The organism is Pseudomonas sp. P116 (assembly GCF_020149425.1).
Classification (GTDB): Bacteria; Pseudomonadota; Gammaproteobacteria; order Pseudomonadales; family Pseudomonadaceae; genus Aquipseudomonas; species Aquipseudomonas anatoliensis.
This window is the reverse complement of the sequence record NZ_JACVHB010000009.1, coordinates 244,978-262,621: the sequence shown is the minus strand read 5'-3', so window position 1 is coordinate 262,621 and position 17,644 is coordinate 244,978. Positions and strand designations below refer to the sequence as shown.

Genomic DNA, 17,644 nt, shown 5'->3' with positions numbered 1-17,644 from the left:
TAGGAGCTGCCGAAGGCTGCGATCTTTTGACGTTGATCTTTTAGAAGGCAATAAAAAACCCCGCTGACTTTCGCCAGCGGGGTTTTTGCGTTACAGGGGTAAGGCTGGCTTACATCATGCCGCCCATGCCACCCATGCCGCCCATGTCTGGCATACCGCCGCCAGCCGGAGCGTCTACTTTTTTGTCAGCGATTGCAGCTTCGGTGGTCAGGATCAGGCCACCGATGGAAGCTGCTGCCTGCAATGCCGAACGAGTCACCTTGGTAGGATCCAGGATGCCCATTTCGATCATGTCGCCGTACACGCCAGTTGCAGCGTTGTAACCGTAGTTACCTTTGCCGTTCTTGACTTCGTTGACCACGACGCTTGGCTCGTCGCCGGAGTTGGCAGCGATCTGGCGCAGCGGCGCTTCAACAGCACGGCGCAGTACAGCGATACCAACGTTCTGGTCAGCGTTGTCGCCGGTCAGGTTGCTCAGGGCTTCCAGAGCGCGGATCAGCGCAACGCCACCGCCAGGTACCACGCCTTCTTCAACGGCTGCGCGGGTTGCGTGCAGGGCGTCTTCAACGCGGGCTTTCTTCTCTTTCATTTCAACTTCGGAACCAGCGCCAACCTTGATTACTGCAACGCCGCCGGACAGCTTGGCCAGACGCTCTTGCAGTTTTTCACGGTCGTAGTCCGAGGAAGTTTCGGCAACCTGAGCACGGATCTGAGCGATACGCGCTTCGATGTCGCCTGCTACGCCAGCACCGTCAACGATGATGGTGTTTTCCTTGGAAATGGTCACACGCTTGGCGCTACCGAGGTTTTCCAGGGTGGCGCTTTCCAGGCTCAGGCCGATCTCTTCGGAGATAACGGTACCGCCGGTCAGAACAGCGATGTCCTGCAGCATGGCCTTGCGACGGTCGCCGAAGCCTGGAGCCTTGACGGCTGCAACCTTGACGATGCCACGCATGTTGTTCACAACCAGAGTCGCCAGGGCTTCGCCTTCAACGTCTTCGGAAACGATCAGCAGTGGACGGCCGGCTTTGGCAACGGCTTCCAGCACTGGCAGCATTTCGCGGATGTTCGAGATCTTTTTGTCGACCAGCAGAACCAGCGGGCTCTCCAGTTCGGCAACCATGGTCTCAGGCTTGTTGACGAAGTACGGGGACAGGTAGCCACGGTCGAACTGCATGCCTTCTACAACCGACAGTTCGTTTTCCAGGCCAGTGCCTTCTTCAACGGTGATCACGCCTTCCTTACCGACTTTTTCCATGGCTTCGGCAATGATTTCGCCGATGGAGCTGTCGGAGTTGGCCGAGATGGTGCCGACCTGAGCGATGGCCTTGGTGTCAGCGCATGGCTTGGACAGGTTTTTCAGCTCAGCAACAACGGCGATGGTCGCCTTGTCGATGCCGCGCTTGAGGTCCATCGGGTTCATGCCGGCAGCGACGGCTTTGTAGCCTTCGTTGACGATGGCCTGAGCCAGCACGGTAGCGGTGGTGGTGCCGTCGCCTGCGTCATCGTTGGCACGGGAGGCAACGTCTTTGACCAGCTGCGCGCCCATGTTTTCGAAACGGTCTTCGAGTTCGATTTCTTTGGCGACGGAAACGCCGTCCTTGGTGATGGTCGGAGCGCCGAAGCTCTTCTCGATGATCACGTTACGGCCTTTCGGGCCCAGGGTCGCTTTTACTGCGTCTGCCAGGACGTTGACGCCCTTGAGCATTTTCTTACGGGCGGAATCGCCAAACAGAACTTCTTTAGCAGCCATGATCGATATTCCTTAAATACTTTGTAGTAGCGGGAAAATGGACGGGGTAATCAGCCTTCGATAACGGCGAGAATTTCGTTCTCGCTCATTACCAACAGGTCTTCGCCGTCGACTTTCACAGTGTTGCTGCCGGAGTAAGGACCGAACACAACCTTGTCGCCTTCCTTAACGGACAGTGCGCGCACTTCGCCGTTTTCCAGAGCTTTGCCCGGGCCTACAGCGAGAATCACACCGTGGTTGGCTTTTTCAGCAGCCGAACCTGGCAGGACGATACCGCCAGCGGTTTTCTTTTCTTCTTCGCTGCGACGGATTACGACGCGGTCATGCAGAGGACGAAGCTTCATTGTCGATCTCTCCTAATTGTGGTTTTCATCGGCCGGTGTAGTCCCGGCGGGTTTAACAAATCCGGCCTTCGCCGGGTGCGCCTCGTCGAGCGAGACGCGGAAGTCTGACTGGCGCAAATGCCAGAAACCTTGCGGTGACCGTTACATAAGGGCGCATAAGCTTATTACAAGGGCGAACGGAGAAAATTTTTCATCGCAGCGCCCGGATGCAGCCCACATAAAAACCCGGCACCCGAGGGTGCCGTGTCGATTCAGGTGTCACTTGGTGTCGCGGTGTTCGAACTCGCCTTCGATCACGTTGGGCTCACGGCCCAGCGTCTCGCGTGGGGCAGGCCCGCCGCGTGGTTGCAGATCGTCAGCGAACGCACGCTGGCGCATCGCCTGTTCTTCGGCGCGCTGGCGCATTTTATTGGCCAGCAGTCGACGGGTGAATGGCAGCAGCATCACCAGACCGACCACGTCGCTGATGAAGCCTGGCAGGATCAACAGGCCACCGGCCAGTGCCAGCATCAGACCTTCAAGCATGGTTTGCGCTGGCAGTTCGCCGCGGTTCAGGCTTTCACGGGCACGCAGTGCCGTGGCCAGACCGGCGACGCGCAGCACGAATACCCCGAACATCGAGCCGAGAATGATCAATAGCAGGGCCGGGAAAAACCCGATAGCCCCTGCCACTTTGACGAATACGAACAGCTCCAGCACCGGAAACAGCAGAAAGAGCAACAAAAAAGGGCGCATCTAACTTTCCTCTACGCAAGAAATGCCTTGCAGTAAGCCTTAGATGACGTCGCCCTTTCGTGAATTCAAGCGTCGGCCACTGCATTTTTTGGCCAATGCTCGGCGTGAGCCAGAGAAACCAAGGCTTCGCGCACTTGTATCGGCGTATGACAGGGTGCTTGAAACGGCAACCAGTACAGCGCCTGACCGATGCGCAGATGCATGCCTTCGGTGTCGATCCCGGCCAGTTGCGCCGCCACGGTTTTCGGCAGCCCGGCCAAATCGACGTAGTGCGCGATGGCTTTGGCGTGGTCGCTGTTCATGTGTTCGACCATGCTGATCTCGGCTTTGCCGGCGAACGGGTTGGCCAAGGTCAGTTGATCGACCCAGTGAATCGCACCGAAACCACCGATGTAGCGATGGCGCACCGGATTCAACACCCAGAAATCGAAATCGTGGGCCTTGTGGTAGTTTTGCGAATCGAGGAAGTAGCGGTAATAACGCTCGGCCGCCGCGTCAATGCTGGCGGTGTCTTCGAGCTTTTGCGCCTCGGCCAGATAGGTCAGGCGACCAACGGCTTGCACATCATCTGCCTCGCGCTCACCCACGAGCATCGAGCATTTCGGGTCTTTTTGCAGATTGTGCGTGTGCTGGGCGATGCGGCTGATCAGGATCAACGGCCGGCCCTGCTCGTCCAGGCAATACGGCACGACGGAGCCAAAAGGAAAACCGGGCATGGATTTAGAGTGGGTCGAGAGCACTCCACGGTATTCCTTGAGAAGCAATTCTCGGGCATTCTTCGCCACTTCAACGCTCAATTTATGACTCCTTAAATAGAATCCGTCGAAAAAACGGACAGGTGCGCGGGATAAGTTCCGCTCACCATCGGGCAATTCTCATGTGCAGCCAGGCCACATCGGGCGCAGATCGAGAGGCTCTCTAAGGGAAATCCACTCTGACCTGCTATCGGGGCATGCGAATGCAACTCAACGACAAAGTAATCATTATCACTGGCGGTTGCCAGGGTTTGGGCCGTTCGATGGCCGAGTATTTCGCCGACAAAGGCGCGAAGCTGGCGCTGGTCGATCTGAACCAGGAAAAGCTCGACGACGCAGTCGCCGCCTGCAAAGCCAAAGGCGTTGAGGCCCGCAGCTATTTGTGCAACGTCGCCAATGAAGAACAGGTGGAGCACATGGTCGCGCAGGTCGCCGCCGACTTTGGTGCGATCCACGGTTTGATCAACAACGCCGGGATCCTGCGTGACGGCCTGCTATTGAAGGTCAAGGACGGTGAAATGACCAAGATGAGCCTGGCCCAGTGGCAGGCGGTGATTGACGTTAACCTGACCGGCGTATTCCTCTGCACGCGCGAAGTCGCGGCGAAAATGGTCGAACTCAAGACCAGCGGCGCAATCATCAACATCTCGTCGATCTCGCGCGCAGGCAACGTTGGCCAGACCAACTATTCCGCAGCCAAGGCCGGTGTGGCGGCGGCGACCGTGACCTGGGCCAAGGAACTGGCGCGTTATGGCATTCGCGTGGCGGGCATTGCGCCGGGCTTCATCGAGACCGAGATGACCCTGGGCATGAAGCCGGAAGCGCTGGAGAAGATGACCGCGGGAATTCCACTCAAGCGTATGGGCAAACCGCAAGAGATCGCCCATTCGGCGGCGTACATCTTCGAGAACGACTATTACACCGGTCGGATTCTGGAGATGGATGGCGGGTTGCGGATCTAGAACAAGATCAAAAGATCGCAGCCTCCGGCAGCTCCTACACAATGTTTTTCTGTAGGAGCTGCCGAAGGCTGCGATCTTTTAACTGGCGACGCCGATCAATCGTCGCTGATGGTGATGTTCGGCATGGCCGGCGTGGCCGCTTCCTGCAACACAATCCGCGCGCCAACGTGACGCGCCAGTTGCTGATAGACCATGGCAATCTGGCTGTCCGGCTCGGCGATCACCGTTGGCTTGCCGCCATCGGCCTGTTCACGGATCAGCATCGACAACGGCAGCGAGGCCAATAGCTCGACACCGTACTGGCTCGCAAGCTTCTCGCCGCCGCCTTCACCGAACAGATGCTCGGCGTGGCCGCAATTCGAGCAAATGTGCACGGCCATGTTTTCCACCACGCCCAACACCGGAATGTTGACCTTGCGGAACATTTCCACGCCTTTGCGCGCGTCGAGCAAGGCCAGGTCCTGCGGTGTGGTGACGATCACAGCGCCTGCCACCGGGACTTTCTGCGCCAGGGTCAGCTGGATGTCGCCAGTGCCTGGCGGCATGTCGATCACCAGATAATCCAGATCGCCCCACGCGGTTTGCGTGACCAGTTGCAGCAATGCGCCGGAGACCATCGGCCCACGCCAGACCATTGGCGTGTTGTCGTCCGTCAGGAACGCCATCGACATGACTTCGACGCCGTGGGCCTTGAGCGGCACGAACCACTTCTGATCCTTGACTTCAGGGCGAGTGCGCTCGGGAATGCCGAACATGATGCCCTGACTCGGGCCGTAGATATCGGCATCGAGAATGCCAACCTTGGCGCCTTCACGGGCCAGCGCCAGCGCGAGGTTGGCGGCGGTGGTCGATTTGCCGACACCGCCCTTGCCCGACGCCACGGCAACCACGTTCTTGACGTTGGCCAGCCCCGGGATCTGCGCTTGAGCCTTGTGCGCAGCGATCACCGTGTTGACCTCGACTTTGGCAATCACTACGCCGTCGAGGTTTTCGATGGCCAGTTGCAGCAATTGCGCCCAGCCGCTTTTGAACAGGCCGGCGGCGTAACCGATTTCCAGCTGCACATTGACGCGGTCACCGACGATCTCGATGTTCTTCACGCAACCGGCGCTGACCGGGTCCTGGTTCAGGTAAGGGTCGGTGTATTGGCTGAGGACGGCTTCCACCGCTGCGCGAGTGACGGCGCTCATGGGCAACTCCGATAACAAGACTGGGAAAAGATGGCGGGTATCGTACCGCGCAGATTGATTTGTGGTGAGTGGATTTGTACCGCAAACATTCCAGGGTGAATGGGATTTATGCCAGTCACAGATATTGTGGCGAGGGGATTTATCCCCGATGGGAGGCGAAGCCTCCCCAAAACCGGACACCTCAGCCCATCAGATACACCGCGTGCAATAGATTTACGACTGCTGCGCAGCCGATCGGGGATAAATCCCCTCGCCACAGGCAAACCCGTTCACAACACAGGGATTCACAGTCAAAAATAATCTGCCTGGCGCATCCGGAAACAGGCGCACAGGGTGAAAAATATGCGCCAGCGCTTTATAGTGGCCGACCTCCGTTTCATCAAGTAGCGAAGCCCCACATGTCCGAGCCACGCAAGATCCTCGTCACCAGCGCCCTGCCCTACGCCAACGGTTCGATCCACCTTGGCCACATGCTGGAATACATCCAGACCGATATGTGGGTGCGCTTCCAGAAGCATCGCGGCAATCAATGCATTTACGTCTGCGCCGACGACGCTCACGGTTCGGCGATCATGCTGCGCGCAGAAAAGGAAGGCATTACCCCGGAACAACTGATCGCCAACGTGCAGGCTGAACACAGCGCCGACTTTGCCGAGTTCCTGGTCGACTTCGACAACTTCCACTCCACTCACGCCGAAGAAAACCGTGAGCTGTCGAGCCAGATCTACCTCAAGCTGCGTGACGCCGGGCACATCGCCCAACGTTCGATCACGCAGTATTTCGACCCGGAAAAGAAAATGTTCCTGGCCGACCGCTTCATCAAGGGCACCTGCCCGAAATGCGGCACTGAAGACCAGTACGGCGACAACTGCGAAAAATGCGGTGCAACCTACGCACCGACTGATCTGAAGGATCCGAAGTCGGCAATCTCGGGCGCCACCCCGGTGCTCAAGGATTCCCAGCACTTCTTCTTCAAACTGCCGGACTTCCAGGAAATGCTGCAAGCCTGGACCCGCAGCGGCACCTTGCAGGACGCCGTGGCCAACAAGATCGCCGAGTGGCTGGACGCCGGCCTGCAACAGTGGGACATCTCCCGCGATGCGCCGTACTTCGGTTTCGAGATCCCGGGCGAGCCGGGCAAGTATTTCTACGTATGGCTGGATGCGCCAATCGGCTACATGGCCAGCTTCAAGAACCTTTGCGACCGCACGCCGGAGCTGGACTTCGACGCGTTCTGGGCCAAGGATTCCACTGCCGAGCTGTACCATTTCATCGGCAAGGACATCGTCAACTTCCACGCCCTGTTCTGGCCGGCCATGCTCGAAGGCGCCGGTTACCGCAAACCGACCGCGATCAACGTACACGGCTACCTGACCGTCAACGGCCAGAAGATGTCGAAATCGCGCGGCACCTTTATCAAGGCCCGCACGTACCTGGATCACCTGTCGCCGGAATACCTGCGCTACTACTACGCGGCCAAACTGGGCCGTGGCGTCGACGACCTCGACCTGAACCTCGAAGACTTCGTGCAGAAGGTCAACTCCGACCTGGTCGGCAAAGTCGTCAACATCGCCAGCCGTTGCGCCGGGTTCATTCAAAAGGGCAATGCCGGCCTGTTGGTCGACAACAATGCCGCGCCTGAGCTGACCGAGGCTTTCCTCGCCGCCGCACCAAGCATCGCCGACGCTTATGAAGCCCGCGACTTCGCCCGTGCCATGCGCGAAACCATGGCGCTGGCCGACCGCGCCAACGCCTGGATCGCCGACAAGGCTCCGTGGTCGTTGAACAAGCAGGAAGGCAAACAGGATGAAGTCCAGGCGATCTGCGCCACCGGCATCAACCTGTTCCGCCAACTGGTGATTTTCCTCAAACCGGTGCTGCCGCTGCTGGCCGCCGATGCCGAGGCGTTCCTCAACGTCGCCCCGCTGACCTGGAACGACCACACCACCCTGCTGGCCAATCATCAGCTCAACGAATTCAAGCCGTTGATGACCCGCATCGACCCGGTAAAAGTGCAAGCCATGACCGACGCCTCGAAAGAAGACCTCGCCGCCAGCCAGACCGACACCGGCGCAGCCGCCCCGGCAGGCAACGGCGAACTGGCCAAGGATCCGCTGTCGCCGGAAATCGACTTCGACGCATTCGCTGCGGTCGACCTGCGCGTTGCGCTGATCATCAAGGCTGAAGCCGTGGAAGGTGCCGACAAACTGCTGCGCCTGACCCTGGACATCGGTGACGAGCAACGCAACGTGTTCTCCGGAATCAAGAGCGCTTATCCAGACCCGTCCAAACTCGACGGTCGCCTGACCATGATGATCGCCAACCTCAAGCCGCGGAAAATGAAGTTCGGTATTTCCGAAGGCATGGTGATGGCGGCAGGTCCTGGCGGTGAAGAAATCTACCTGCTGAGCCCGGACAGCGGCGCCAAGCCGGGTCAGCGCATCAAGTAAAACTCTGCGGCAAATCGATCCCACAGGCGTGCGCGCATGCCTGTGGGATTTTTCATATCTGGCCCACTCACCGTCGCTGCCGGATAATGCCTAACCTTATGAGACATCCGCCCGTTTCGCCGGCAGCCCCATGACCGAACTCGTGCTTACGCTTATCAGTGCCGCGCTGCTCAACAACTTCGTGTTGCACTGGCCGCTGGGCGTCGATCCGCTATTGGCGGGCAGTCGTCGGCAGGTGCATGCGCTGGGGCTGGCGACCTTGTGTCTGATGGTGATCGTCGGCGTGGTTGGCTATTCAATCTGGCACTGGCTGCTGGTACCCCTGCAACTGCAAGCGCTGCGCCTGTTCGTGTTTTTGCCATTGAGCGTGTTGCTGATTGCACCGTTGCTGAAGCTCTTGGCGCGTGGGTTGCCGAACCTGTCGTTCGAGGGTTTGTGGCCGCTATTGCTGGGTAACGCCGGCGTGCTTGGACTGGCGCTGATCAATGCGCAGAACGATCAGGGCCTGTTGACTGCGACGGCGCTGAGCCTTGGTGCCGGGCTGGGTTTCTGGCTGGTGCTGAGTCTGTTCAGCGATTTGCGTGAGCGTACAACCGACAACGATATTCCCCTGCCCTTTCGCGGACTGCCGATCGATCTGATCGGCGCCGGACTGATCGCAGTGATTTTTCTCGGATTCAGTGGGCTGATCAAAACATGAGTCTGATTCAACGCATCGACGCCCTTCTGCCGCAGACTCAGTGCGGCAAATGCGGTCATCCAGGATGCAAACCTTACGCACAGGGCATTGTCGACGGCGAGCCGATCAACAAATGCCCCCCGGGTGGTGATGAAACCATCGCGGCACTGGCCGACCTGTTGAAAGTGCCGGTGCTGGAACTGGACGTCAGTCGCGGTTCGGCGCCAGCGCAGGTGGCTTACATCCGCGAAGCCGAATGCATCGGCTGCACCAAGTGCATTCAGGCCTGCCCGATTGATGCCATCGTCGGCGCGGCGAAATTGATGCACACCGTTCTGATCGACGAATGCACCGGTTGCGACCTGTGCGTGGCGCCCTGCCCGGTGGACTGCATCGAAATGCATCCTCTGCCGCCGAGCACACTGCCTGTGGTCGGTGGCCTCGCGTTCAGTCTTGAAGAACAGCGCGCGCGCGCCGCCAAACGTGATCACGCCCGCCAGCGCTTTGAACGACGCAATGCCCGCCTGCAACGCGAAGAACAACAGAAACAGGCTGAGCGCGAGGCGCGAGCTAAACGCGCCGCTCAATCTGAAGTGACTACGCTCGACCCGGTGCAAGCTGCACTGGAACGCGTGCGCGCGCAAAAATCCGCAGGCGCCGACGCCGCACTGAAAAAAGCCAAGATCGATGTCGCGATGAGCCGTGCGCAACTGCATAAATCGCTGAAAGCCTTCGGCCATCCGCCGACCTTTGAACAGCAGTCGCAATTGATCGTGTTGCAGCAGCAATTCGAACTGGCCGAACAGGCTTTGGCAAAACTCGAAAGCAGCGCACCCGCCACTCCGCCAGCTCCAGCTCCAGCTCCAGCTCCAGCTCCAGCGAAAGACGCGGACCTGAAGCGGGCAAAAATTCAATTGGCCATGCGCCGCGCCGAACTGAAAAAGGCCCAGACCGCCGAAGCGCCGACCGAGCAGATTGCGACCCTGGAACAGGCGTTACGTGACGCCGAGCAAGCCCTTCACGCCGCCGAAGCGGCCAGCGATCAGCCTGTGCCTGAACTGGTGCGCGTGGAAAAACGCCCGATCGACAGCCAACTTCGGCAGTTGAAAACCGAATTGGCCTACGCCCGCGCTGACCTGAACAAACTCGAACGACGCGCTGACACCCCGGCCGAAACCCTCGACAAGGCCCGCGCCCGCCTGCAAGACGCCGAGCGCCAGGTGCAAGACCATGTTGCCCCTTGAGACACCCGACGGTCGCCTGCAACAGGCGATGAAGCTGGTGCTGCTTGCCATGCTGCCGGGGTTGCTGGGCTTGTTCTGGTTTTACGGATGGGGCGTATTGATCAATCTGATCCTTTGCGTCGCCTGCGCACTGGCCGTCGAGACCGGCGTGGCACGCCTGCGCGGGCAAGCATTGCAGCCGCTGCTCACTGACGGCAGCGCATTGGTCAGCGCGACTTTGCTGGCCGTCGCCCTGCCGCCCTATTGCCCTTGGTGGCTGACAATGACAGCGACCACCTCAGGTCTGCTTTTTGGAAAACATCTGTACGGCGGCGTGGGCAAAAACCCGTTCAATCCGGCCATGCTCGGCTTTGCCTTGGTCATCGTGATGTTCCCGCAGCCGATGACCCAATGGCCGGCCCATGGCATGGCGCTGCTCGACGCATTGCAGCAGGTATTCAATCCGGGGCAGGCCCCGGACGCCTGGGTTCAGGCCACGGCCCTGGATAGCCTGCGCATCAATAAAAGCCTGACCATCGATGAATTGTTCGCCGCCAACCCGGCCTTCGGGCGCTTCGGCGGGCATGGCATGGAATGGGTCAATCTGGCGTTTCTCGCCGGCGGGCTATTTCTGCTGCAACGGCGAGTATTCGGCTGGCACGCGCCTGTCGGTATGCTCGCCAGCCTGTTTTTAGTCAGCCTGCTGTGCTGGAACGGCTCGGGCTCGGACTCTCACGGCTCGCCACTGTTTCATCTGCTGAGCGGTGCCACCATGCTCGGCGCGTTTTTCATCATCACCGAACCGGTATCCGGGGCAAAAAATGCGCTGGCGCGCGTGTTGTTCGGCGCCGGAGTCGGACTGCTGACTTACCTGATCCGCACATGGGGCGGTTACCCGGACGGCGTCGCGTTCGCGGTGCTGTTAATGAATCTCTGCGTGCCGGCACTCGAGCGGTTTGCCGTGAGCCGACAGACACCGGTGCGGCCATGAACCGCACAAAGAGTACTCTCACGCTGCTGCTGTTGGCCTTCGTCGGCATCACGGCGACGTATCTTGTGCAACGCAGCAATGCGCCGCAGATAGCCGCAGAACAACGTCTGCTCGACAGCCGCAAACTGCTCGACGTGCTCGCGCCCGACAGCTACGACAATCAACCACTCAACCAGCCGCTGGCCTTGGTGGACGTTGCCTTGAGCCACAGCACGCTGACCGGCGGCTATCGCGCAAGCAAAGCAGGGCGACCGGTCGCAGTGTTGCTGCGCAGCCGCAGCGAGGGTTATGCAGGCAGTATCGAACTGCTGATAGCCATTGATGACCACGGAAAATTGCTGGAGGTAAAAACCCTCAAGCAAAATGAAACGCCAGCGCTCGGCGGACATCTGGGCGAATGGCCGAATGCATGGCTGTCGGTGTTTATCGGGAAATCGAGTGATGAGCCGACGGATGCCGGTTGGGCACTGAAAAAGGATCAGGGGCAATTCGATCAAATGGCCGGTGCGACCATCACTTCCCGCGCGGTGATCAACGCTGTGCATGACGCTCTTCGCTACTTTGACCAGCATCGTCTGGCATTGCTGGGGAGCCCACCATGAACCGCACGGCGCACTTGGCGAATTCATTGATGCTCATGCTTTTGCTCGGGACGACGAGTTCGTTGGCTGGCGCGCTGGGCGCGATCTTGATGTTCGCGGTGGTAGTGGGCGCCTACGGTTTGTGCATGTCTTTTTTACGCTCGCGCCTGACGCCTGCGGCCACATGGTCAGCAGCCCTGCTGCTCGCCGCGACGTTGACCAGTTGTGCCGAGGTCTTCGCGCAACGCTGGTTTCTGCCATGGCATCAGGCTTTTGGTCTGTATGCCGGGTTGATCGCCTTGCAGTGCCTGGTACTGGAACATAACGGATTTTTCCGCCAGACACGCCTCGAGCGCCTAAAGCTAAGCAGTCTGTTCAGCGCATTGATGGTGATACTCGCCGTCGTGCGTGAACTCGCAGGCCAGGGTCGCTTGGGCCGAGGACTGTTCGAACACTGGCAAGGTCTGGTTTTACTTAGCGAGGGGTTGCCTCTGGCAACCCTGGTTCCCGGCGCGCTGATTGTCTTGGGGCTGCTGCTCGCGGCCCGTCAGGCGTGGACTCGCTCGAACTCAATTCCCAAGGAAACGCATCGCCCATGAATGCCGCAAAACGTCTTGAGATTTTCCGCCGCCTGCATGAAGACAATCCCGAGCCGAAAACCGAACTGGCCTACTCCTCGCCCTTCGAATTGCTGATTGCGGTGATTCTTTCGGCGCAGTCGACCGACGTTGGCGTAAACAAGGCGACAGCCAAGCTGTACCCGGTCGCCAACACCCCGGCAGCGATCTACGCGCTGGGCGTGGAGGGGCTGTCCGAATACATCAAGACCATCGGCCTCTACAACAGCAAGGCTAAAAACGTCATCGAGACATGCCGCTTGCTGGTCGAACGCCATAACGGTGAAGTGCCACAAACGCGTGAGGAGCTCGAAGCGTTGCCCGGTGTCGGCCGAAAGACCGCCAACGTGGTGCTCAACACGGCGTTCCGTCAGCTGACCATGGCCGTCGACACGCACATCTTCCGAGTCAGCAACCGCACGGGCATCGCTCCCGGCAAAAATGTGGTCGAAGTGGAAGACAAGCTGATGAAGTTTGTACCAAAGCAATTCCTGCTCGATTCCCACCACTGGCTGATTCTTCACGGACGCTACGTGTGTCTGGCGCGCAAGCCGCGGTGCGGCAGTTGCCGAATCGAAGACTTGTGCGAATACAAACAAAAAACATCGGACGATTGATCAGTTATAGAAATAAATGAGTGATCGATTGAAAAAATCTTTTTTACCCGCCGCCGGAATGTCGATATAAGGGGCGCCAACGGCAGTCTTAGGGTGGGAGTTAATCTGATGAGTACTGATAAAGAGGAACTGGAGCTGGAAGTGGATGATGACCCCACGGATGACGCCGAACCCGTGGTTGAAGTCGCCAAGACCAACCTGAGCAAACGCCGCACGATCGATAACCTGCTGGAGGAGCGCCGACTGCAAAGGAAGTTGGCCGATTACGACTTTGATCTCTGATATTTGAAAGCCTCCCGAAACGGAGGCTTTTTGCTTTTAATGCCTAGCTGAATTCGATCGGCCCATGACCCCGTCAGCGACTGAAGTATTCAGACAAGCCCGTTTCGCTGGGCCAGCTCAATCAGATCAACCAGTGAACGCGCATTGAGTTTCAGCAACAAGCGGGTCTTGTAGGTACTCACTGTCTTGTTACTCAAAAACATTCCATCAGCGATTTCCTTGTTGGTCTTGCCCCGCGCCAACTGTTGCAACACCATCATCTCGCGCCCGGAAAGGCGATCCACCATGTCTGCTTCACTGGCATTGCCCAGGCTGGTACGTACGGTGTGCAAGGCCTGATTGGGAAAATAACTGTAGCCGGATAGAACAGCTTTTATCGCACTTAGCAACTCGGTCAAATCTTGCTGTTTACATACATAACCCGCCGCCCCCGACTGCATGCAACGCATTGAGAAATGGCCCGGCGCCTGAGAAGTCAACACCAGGACTTTAGTAGGCATTGCGACCGAGGTCAGTCGTGCAATTACTTCCAGACCATCAAGTTTCGGTATTCCAATATCCAGAATGACAATATCCGGCATTTGTTCGCGAGCCAGTTGTAATGCATCCACGCCGTTATCCGTTTCTGCAATGACTTCGTAGCCATGACGTTCCATCAGCATACGTACCGCAAGACGAATGACGGGGTGGTCATCCACGATCAGCACTTTATTCATGGGCAAGTCCAGTTTCGCTGTTCGAATTTTTAGAACACGCACAATAGCTCAGCCATTTGCTCTATGGCATGTCAGGTCTCTCATGCACTTGCATCGAAAGACATCCCCTACAGCCATCGAGGAATATTCCTACAAAAAACCCACCTCACTATAAACATCCGACGAAAAAACTCTTCACCTGCCTGCAAAACTTCAGGTTTTGACTTGTAACAGTTCGCGACCGATGTTCGCTGAAGAGCAGCCTCAACACCCGCTTTCATTACAGCTCGGCTGTGGGGCCGCCGCCGAATACCCGCATGAGTTTCTAAAGATATTGCAGATCAGAAACATCATGCAATGACGGCAATTGCCTACACCTTCCGCATACAAGGCTTGGAAAACATAAACACTTGAAACAAGATATTTATACTCAAACAAACACTTTTGCTATAAATAGAAACCACCATAAACCCGACTTACTCACAAGCAAACACATACAACCCACTAACAACAAGACACCCGAACAAGAGCATATATATGTTAAAGATAAAAAATAAAATCACCAACCCGATGACGGTTATCGCCATATTCGCTGCCATATCGGAAGGGTCCGCCGCGGCATCTTTGCCGTTTCTTAACAACGAAGATCGAGAAATCTATGTATGGTTCCTAATCAGCTTTCCGTTTTACCTGTTATTCCTTTTCTTTATTACTTTAAACTTCAACCATCGCTCGCTTTATTCACCCTCTGATTTCGGCAAGGAAAAGAATTTTTTAAAAGTCATCTACAGCGATTACCGCGAGAACAAACGAAACACGTCGCTGCATGAGACAGATACACACGCCACATTCGGTATATCAAGTCACATCGTACCCAGCGAAGCCGCTGCTGCAGGGTGCAGGGACTCGTGCAAAGTCCATAATGCATCCGACCCGCCGCCAGGCACCAGTGCGAAGTCGAATCTGAGGATTCAACACAACATTCAGCTACCCGCCTCTATCAGCAACCTGCACATCATCGATGCACGGGACATCGATGCGTCGAGAGAACTCGCAACAATTCTGGAGAAAATCCGACGCACCGACAAAAAAACCGCCCGTGTCATCATGTTTCTTTCCAGTCATATGTCGGACGTTTCACTGACAAAGAATGCATTACTGCAGATCAGGCAGGCGAAGAAAGGCTCGGGCACAACACTCTGTATTGTTTACAACCTGTGTTCACAGACGGTCACGCTGTTGGGACGAGCTTGAAAGATGGGGCATTGCCACGCAGGCATAGAGACAAGGGACATTGCAGGTAAGCGTCGGACAAAAGAATTCTGTAAAAAAGGGCGGCCTGTCTCCAAGACAGGGCCGCCCTTTTATTGCGCGTCAGTCTGAAAAATCAGAACAGTTTGCGGCCCTTGTTGGCAGCAATGCGCATGCGCAGCGCGTTGAGCTTGATGAAGCCCGCCGCGTCAGCCTGGTTGTAAGCACCGCCATCCTCTTCGAAGGTGGCGATGTTGGCATCGAACAGCGAATCGTCGGACTTGCGGCCCGTCACGATCACGTTGCCTTTGTACAACTTCAGGCGAACCACACCATTCACGCTGGTCTGGGAAGCGTCGATCATCTGTTGCAGCATCAGACGCTCAGGGCTCCACCAGTAACCGGTGTAGATCAGGCTGGCGTACTTGGGCATCAGCTCGTCTTTCAAGTGAGCGACTTCGCGATCCAGGGTGATCGACTCAATGGCGCGGTGAGCGCGCAGCATGATCGTGCCGCCCGGGGTTTCGTAGCAACCACGAGACTTCATGCCGACATAACGGTTTTCGACGATGTCGAGACGGCCGATACCGTGCGCACCACCGATCTTGTTCAATGTCGCCAACACGGTGGCCGGGGACATTTCGACGCCGTCCAGCGCGACGATGTCGCCGTTACGGTAGGTCAGTTCCAGGTACTGCGGGGTGTCGGGAGCCTTCTCCGGGGAGACGGTCCAACGCCACATGTCCTCTTCGTGCTCGGTCCAGGTGTCTTCCAGCACGCCGCCTTCATAGGAGATGTGCAGCAGGTTGGCGTCCATCGAGTACGGGGATTTCTTTTTGCCGTGGCGCTCGATCGGGATCGCGTGCTTCTCGGCATAGTCCATCAGCTTCTCGCGGGACAGCAGGTCCCACTCACGCCACGGCGCGATCACTTTCACGCCTGGCTTGAGCGCGTAGGCACCCAGTTCGAAACGCACCTGATCGTTGCCCTTGCCGGTGGCGCCGTGGGAAATGGCGTCAGCGCCGGTTTCGTTGGCGATTTCGATCAGGCGCTTGGCGATCAGTGGACGCGCGATGGAAGTACCCAGCAGGTACTCGCCCTCGTAAACGGTGTTGGCGCGGAACATCGGGAACACGAAGTCACGCACGAATTCTTCGCGCAGATCGTCGATGTAGATTTCTTTGACGCCCATGGCCTGAGCCTTGGCGCGGGCCGGCTCGACCTCTTCGCCTTGACCGAGATCAGCGGTGAAGGTCACCACTTCACAGTTATAAGTATCCTGCAGCCACTTGAGGATCACCGAAGTGTCCAGGCCGCCGGAATACGCCAGAACGACCTTGTTTACGTCCGCCATGCCATCACTCCACGGGGTTCTACGGAAAGCCGAGGAGTCTAACGCCCAAACGCGATAATTTACAGAGGCGCGACAGCTTAAGACGACAAAGCGACAGATTGTGTCGAGCGCGCGACGATGACCGGCGGGTCAGGAAGTTGCCGCAGCGTTCGCTGGCGTGCTGGCAGTGGGTGCCGGGGCCGTTGCCGGGGCTACTCGCGCAAGGTGCACGTTGACCCGACGGTTCTTCGCCCGGTTGCTCGCATTGGTGTTAGGAACCAATGGGTAGCGCTCACCATGGAAACGTACGGTGATCTGCGATTCCTGAATGCCGTTGGCCTTGAAGAAATCAACCACGGCCAAGGCCCGACGACGCGACAGTTCGCGATTGGTCAGGCGATTGCCGCTGTTGTCGGAGTGGCCATCAAGTTCGATGTGGTTCACCGTCGGATCAGCCTTCATGTACTCGAGCATCACTTGCAGCTTGGCCTTGGCGGCTGCATCCAGTTCGATGCCTTCGCCGGGGAAGCCGATCTGCGACTGTTTCACCTGTTCGAAATTCTGCGGCAGCAACTTCGCCACACAGCTCTGGTAATCGTTGAAGGCCTTGCTGAACCTGACCGGCAACAAACGCACTTCCGAGACCCGACCATCGCTTGAAGCGCGACGAACAACAGGGCTGCGCCCGTCCATCAGTCCACTGATCAAGCCACCGGCCTGAGACTGCGAACTGTTGAACAAGACGTTGCCGCTGCCCAGTCTTACAGAGCCCAGATTGATGTCGCCGCGTCCCGGCTGCCAAGGTGCTGCGGCTGCGAGCAACGTCGCCGAACCGCCGCCGAGCATGGCGTTGTAGGCATTCAGACGGAAAATCGCCTGTTCACCGGCCTTGCGCACGAACTCACCCGAGCCGAAATCTGTAATCGGTTGTGTCAGACGGCACTCGAACTTGTCGCCGGCGACCGTCCACTCAATGTTCTCCAGGCGAGTCTGGTACGTAAGCGCCATCGCAGGAAAACTGGCAAACACACTGAGCAAGGCTAAATATCGCTGGCGCACGGGAGGCTCCATTGGCTTCTGAAACACAAAGACCGATTCACACTACGTTTACGGCATACCTACGGGATATCGGAAGGTTCCCGCAAAACTTGATAGCGAGTGCCTGCAAGAGTCTTTTCCGGTAGCA

Annotated in this window: 18 protein-coding genes; 10 read left to right on the top strand and 8 right to left on the bottom strand. The window is 57.7% G+C overall.

Annotated elements, in window-relative coordinates; all coding sequences use genetic code 11:
• Positions 1–109 precede the first annotated feature (109 nt).
• The 4 genes from groL to ICA15_RS26235 form a co-directional block, all read right to left on the bottom strand.
• On the bottom strand, positions 110–1,753 hold the full coding sequence (gene groL / locus ICA15_RS26250) for a chaperonin GroEL (protein ID WP_150592796.1): 1,644 nt from the start codon (positions 1,751–1,753) through the stop codon (positions 110–112).
• 50 nt (positions 1,754–1,803) lie between these two features.
• A complete protein-coding gene (locus ICA15_RS26245; protein WP_007916610.1) occupies positions 1,804–2,097 on the bottom strand; it encodes a co-chaperone GroES in 294 nt (97 codons plus the stop codon).
• Positions 2,098–2,355: 258 nt separating this feature from the next.
• Complete coding sequence (locus ICA15_RS26240) at positions 2,356–2,832, bottom strand: FxsA family protein (protein ID WP_150601717.1); 477 nt, start codon at positions 2,830–2,832, stop codon at positions 2,356–2,358.
• A gap of 65 nt (positions 2,833–2,897) precedes the next feature.
• Entirely contained in the window at positions 2,898–3,629 is a 732-nt protein-coding gene (locus tag ICA15_RS26235) for a HugZ family protein (protein ID WP_210555035.1), read from the bottom strand.
• Positions 3,630–3,790: 161 nt separating this feature from the next.
• Here ICA15_RS26235 and ICA15_RS26230 point away from each other — a divergent pair, with 161 nt between their 5' ends.
• Positions 3,791–4,549, top strand: a complete 759-nt coding sequence (locus tag ICA15_RS26230) for an SDR family oxidoreductase (protein WP_150616215.1) — start codon at positions 3,791–3,793, stop codon at positions 4,547–4,549.
• Between the two features lie 95 nt (positions 4,550–4,644).
• Here the strand turns inward: ICA15_RS26230 and apbC are convergent, their stop codons facing one another.
• A complete protein-coding gene (gene apbC, locus ICA15_RS26225) occupies positions 4,645–5,739 on the bottom strand; it encodes an iron-sulfur cluster carrier protein ApbC (protein ID WP_210555034.1) in 1,095 nt (364 codons plus the stop codon).
• 398 nt (positions 5,740–6,137) lie between these two features.
• On the opposite strand from apbC, the gene metG reads away from it, so the two are divergent.
• The 8 genes from metG to ICA15_RS26185 all read left to right on the top strand — a co-directional run bounded on the left by metG (position 6,138) and on the right by ICA15_RS26185 (position 13,179).
• Complete coding sequence (gene metG / locus ICA15_RS26220) at positions 6,138–8,189, top strand: methionine--tRNA ligase (RefSeq protein ID WP_150616217.1); 2,052 nt, start codon at positions 6,138–6,140, stop codon at positions 8,187–8,189.
• A 130-nt stretch (positions 8,190–8,319) separates the two neighbouring features.
• Entirely contained in the window at positions 8,320–8,889 is a 570-nt protein-coding gene (locus tag ICA15_RS26215) for an electron transport complex protein RnfA (RefSeq protein WP_210555033.1), read from the top strand.
• Positions 8,886–10,112, top strand: a complete 1,227-nt coding sequence (rsxB, locus tag ICA15_RS26210; RefSeq protein WP_210555032.1) for an electron transport complex subunit RsxB — start codon at positions 8,886–8,888, stop codon at positions 10,110–10,112. Before ICA15_RS26215 ends, rsxB begins: the two co-directional genes overlap by 4 nt.
• Complete coding sequence (locus ICA15_RS26205; RefSeq protein WP_210555031.1) at positions 10,099–11,082, top strand: RnfABCDGE type electron transport complex subunit D; 984 nt, start codon at positions 10,099–10,101, stop codon at positions 11,080–11,082. The genes rsxB and ICA15_RS26205 overlap by 14 nt, the downstream gene beginning before the upstream one ends.
• Positions 11,079–11,684: an RnfABCDGE type electron transport complex subunit G gene (locus tag ICA15_RS26200; RefSeq protein WP_210555030.1), complete on the top strand. Its 606-nt coding sequence runs from the start codon at positions 11,079–11,081 to the stop codon at positions 11,682–11,684. Before ICA15_RS26205 ends, ICA15_RS26200 begins: the two co-directional genes overlap by 4 nt.
• Positions 11,681–12,262 carry an Rnf-Nqr domain containing protein gene (locus ICA15_RS26195; RefSeq protein WP_210555029.1) on the top strand — a complete coding sequence of 194 codons (582 nt, stop codon included), beginning with the start codon at positions 11,681–11,683 and terminating at the stop codon, positions 12,260–12,262. Before ICA15_RS26200 ends, ICA15_RS26195 begins: the two co-directional genes overlap by 4 nt.
• Complete coding sequence (gene nth, locus ICA15_RS26190) at positions 12,259–12,897, top strand: endonuclease III (RefSeq protein ID WP_150601727.1); 639 nt, start codon at positions 12,259–12,261, stop codon at positions 12,895–12,897. The genes ICA15_RS26195 and nth overlap by 4 nt, the downstream gene beginning before the upstream one ends.
• 108 nt (positions 12,898–13,005) lie before the next feature.
• A complete protein-coding gene (locus tag ICA15_RS26185) occupies positions 13,006–13,179 on the top strand; it encodes a PA3496 family putative envelope integrity protein (RefSeq protein ID WP_191627662.1) in 174 nt (57 codons plus the stop codon).
• Between the two features lie 89 nt (positions 13,180–13,268).
• Here ICA15_RS26185 and ICA15_RS26180 read toward each other — a convergent pair whose 3' ends face one another.
• Positions 13,269–13,895 (bottom strand): response regulator transcription factor, encoded by a 627-nt coding sequence (locus tag ICA15_RS26180; protein WP_150616224.1) that lies wholly within the window; start codon positions 13,893–13,895, stop codon positions 13,269–13,271.
• Between the two features lie 516 nt (positions 13,896–14,411).
• Here ICA15_RS26180 and ICA15_RS26175 point away from each other — a divergent pair.
• On the top strand, positions 14,412–15,128 hold the full coding sequence (locus ICA15_RS26175) for a hypothetical protein (RefSeq protein ID WP_210555028.1): 717 nt from the start codon (positions 14,412–14,414) through the stop codon (positions 15,126–15,128).
• A 133-nt stretch (positions 15,129–15,261) separates the two neighbouring features.
• On the opposite strand, the gene ICA15_RS26170 is transcribed toward ICA15_RS26175, so the two are convergent.
• Both ICA15_RS26170 and ICA15_RS26165 read right to left on the bottom strand, forming a co-directional pair.
• Positions 15,262–16,479: an argininosuccinate synthase gene (locus ICA15_RS26170; protein WP_150601729.1), complete on the bottom strand. Its 1,218-nt coding sequence runs from the start codon at positions 16,477–16,479 to the stop codon at positions 15,262–15,264.
• A gap of 129 nt (positions 16,480–16,608) precedes the next feature.
• Entirely contained in the window at positions 16,609–17,517 is a 909-nt protein-coding gene (locus ICA15_RS26165; protein ID WP_210555027.1) for a flagellar protein MotY, read from the bottom strand.
• Positions 17,518–17,644 lie beyond the last annotated feature (127 nt).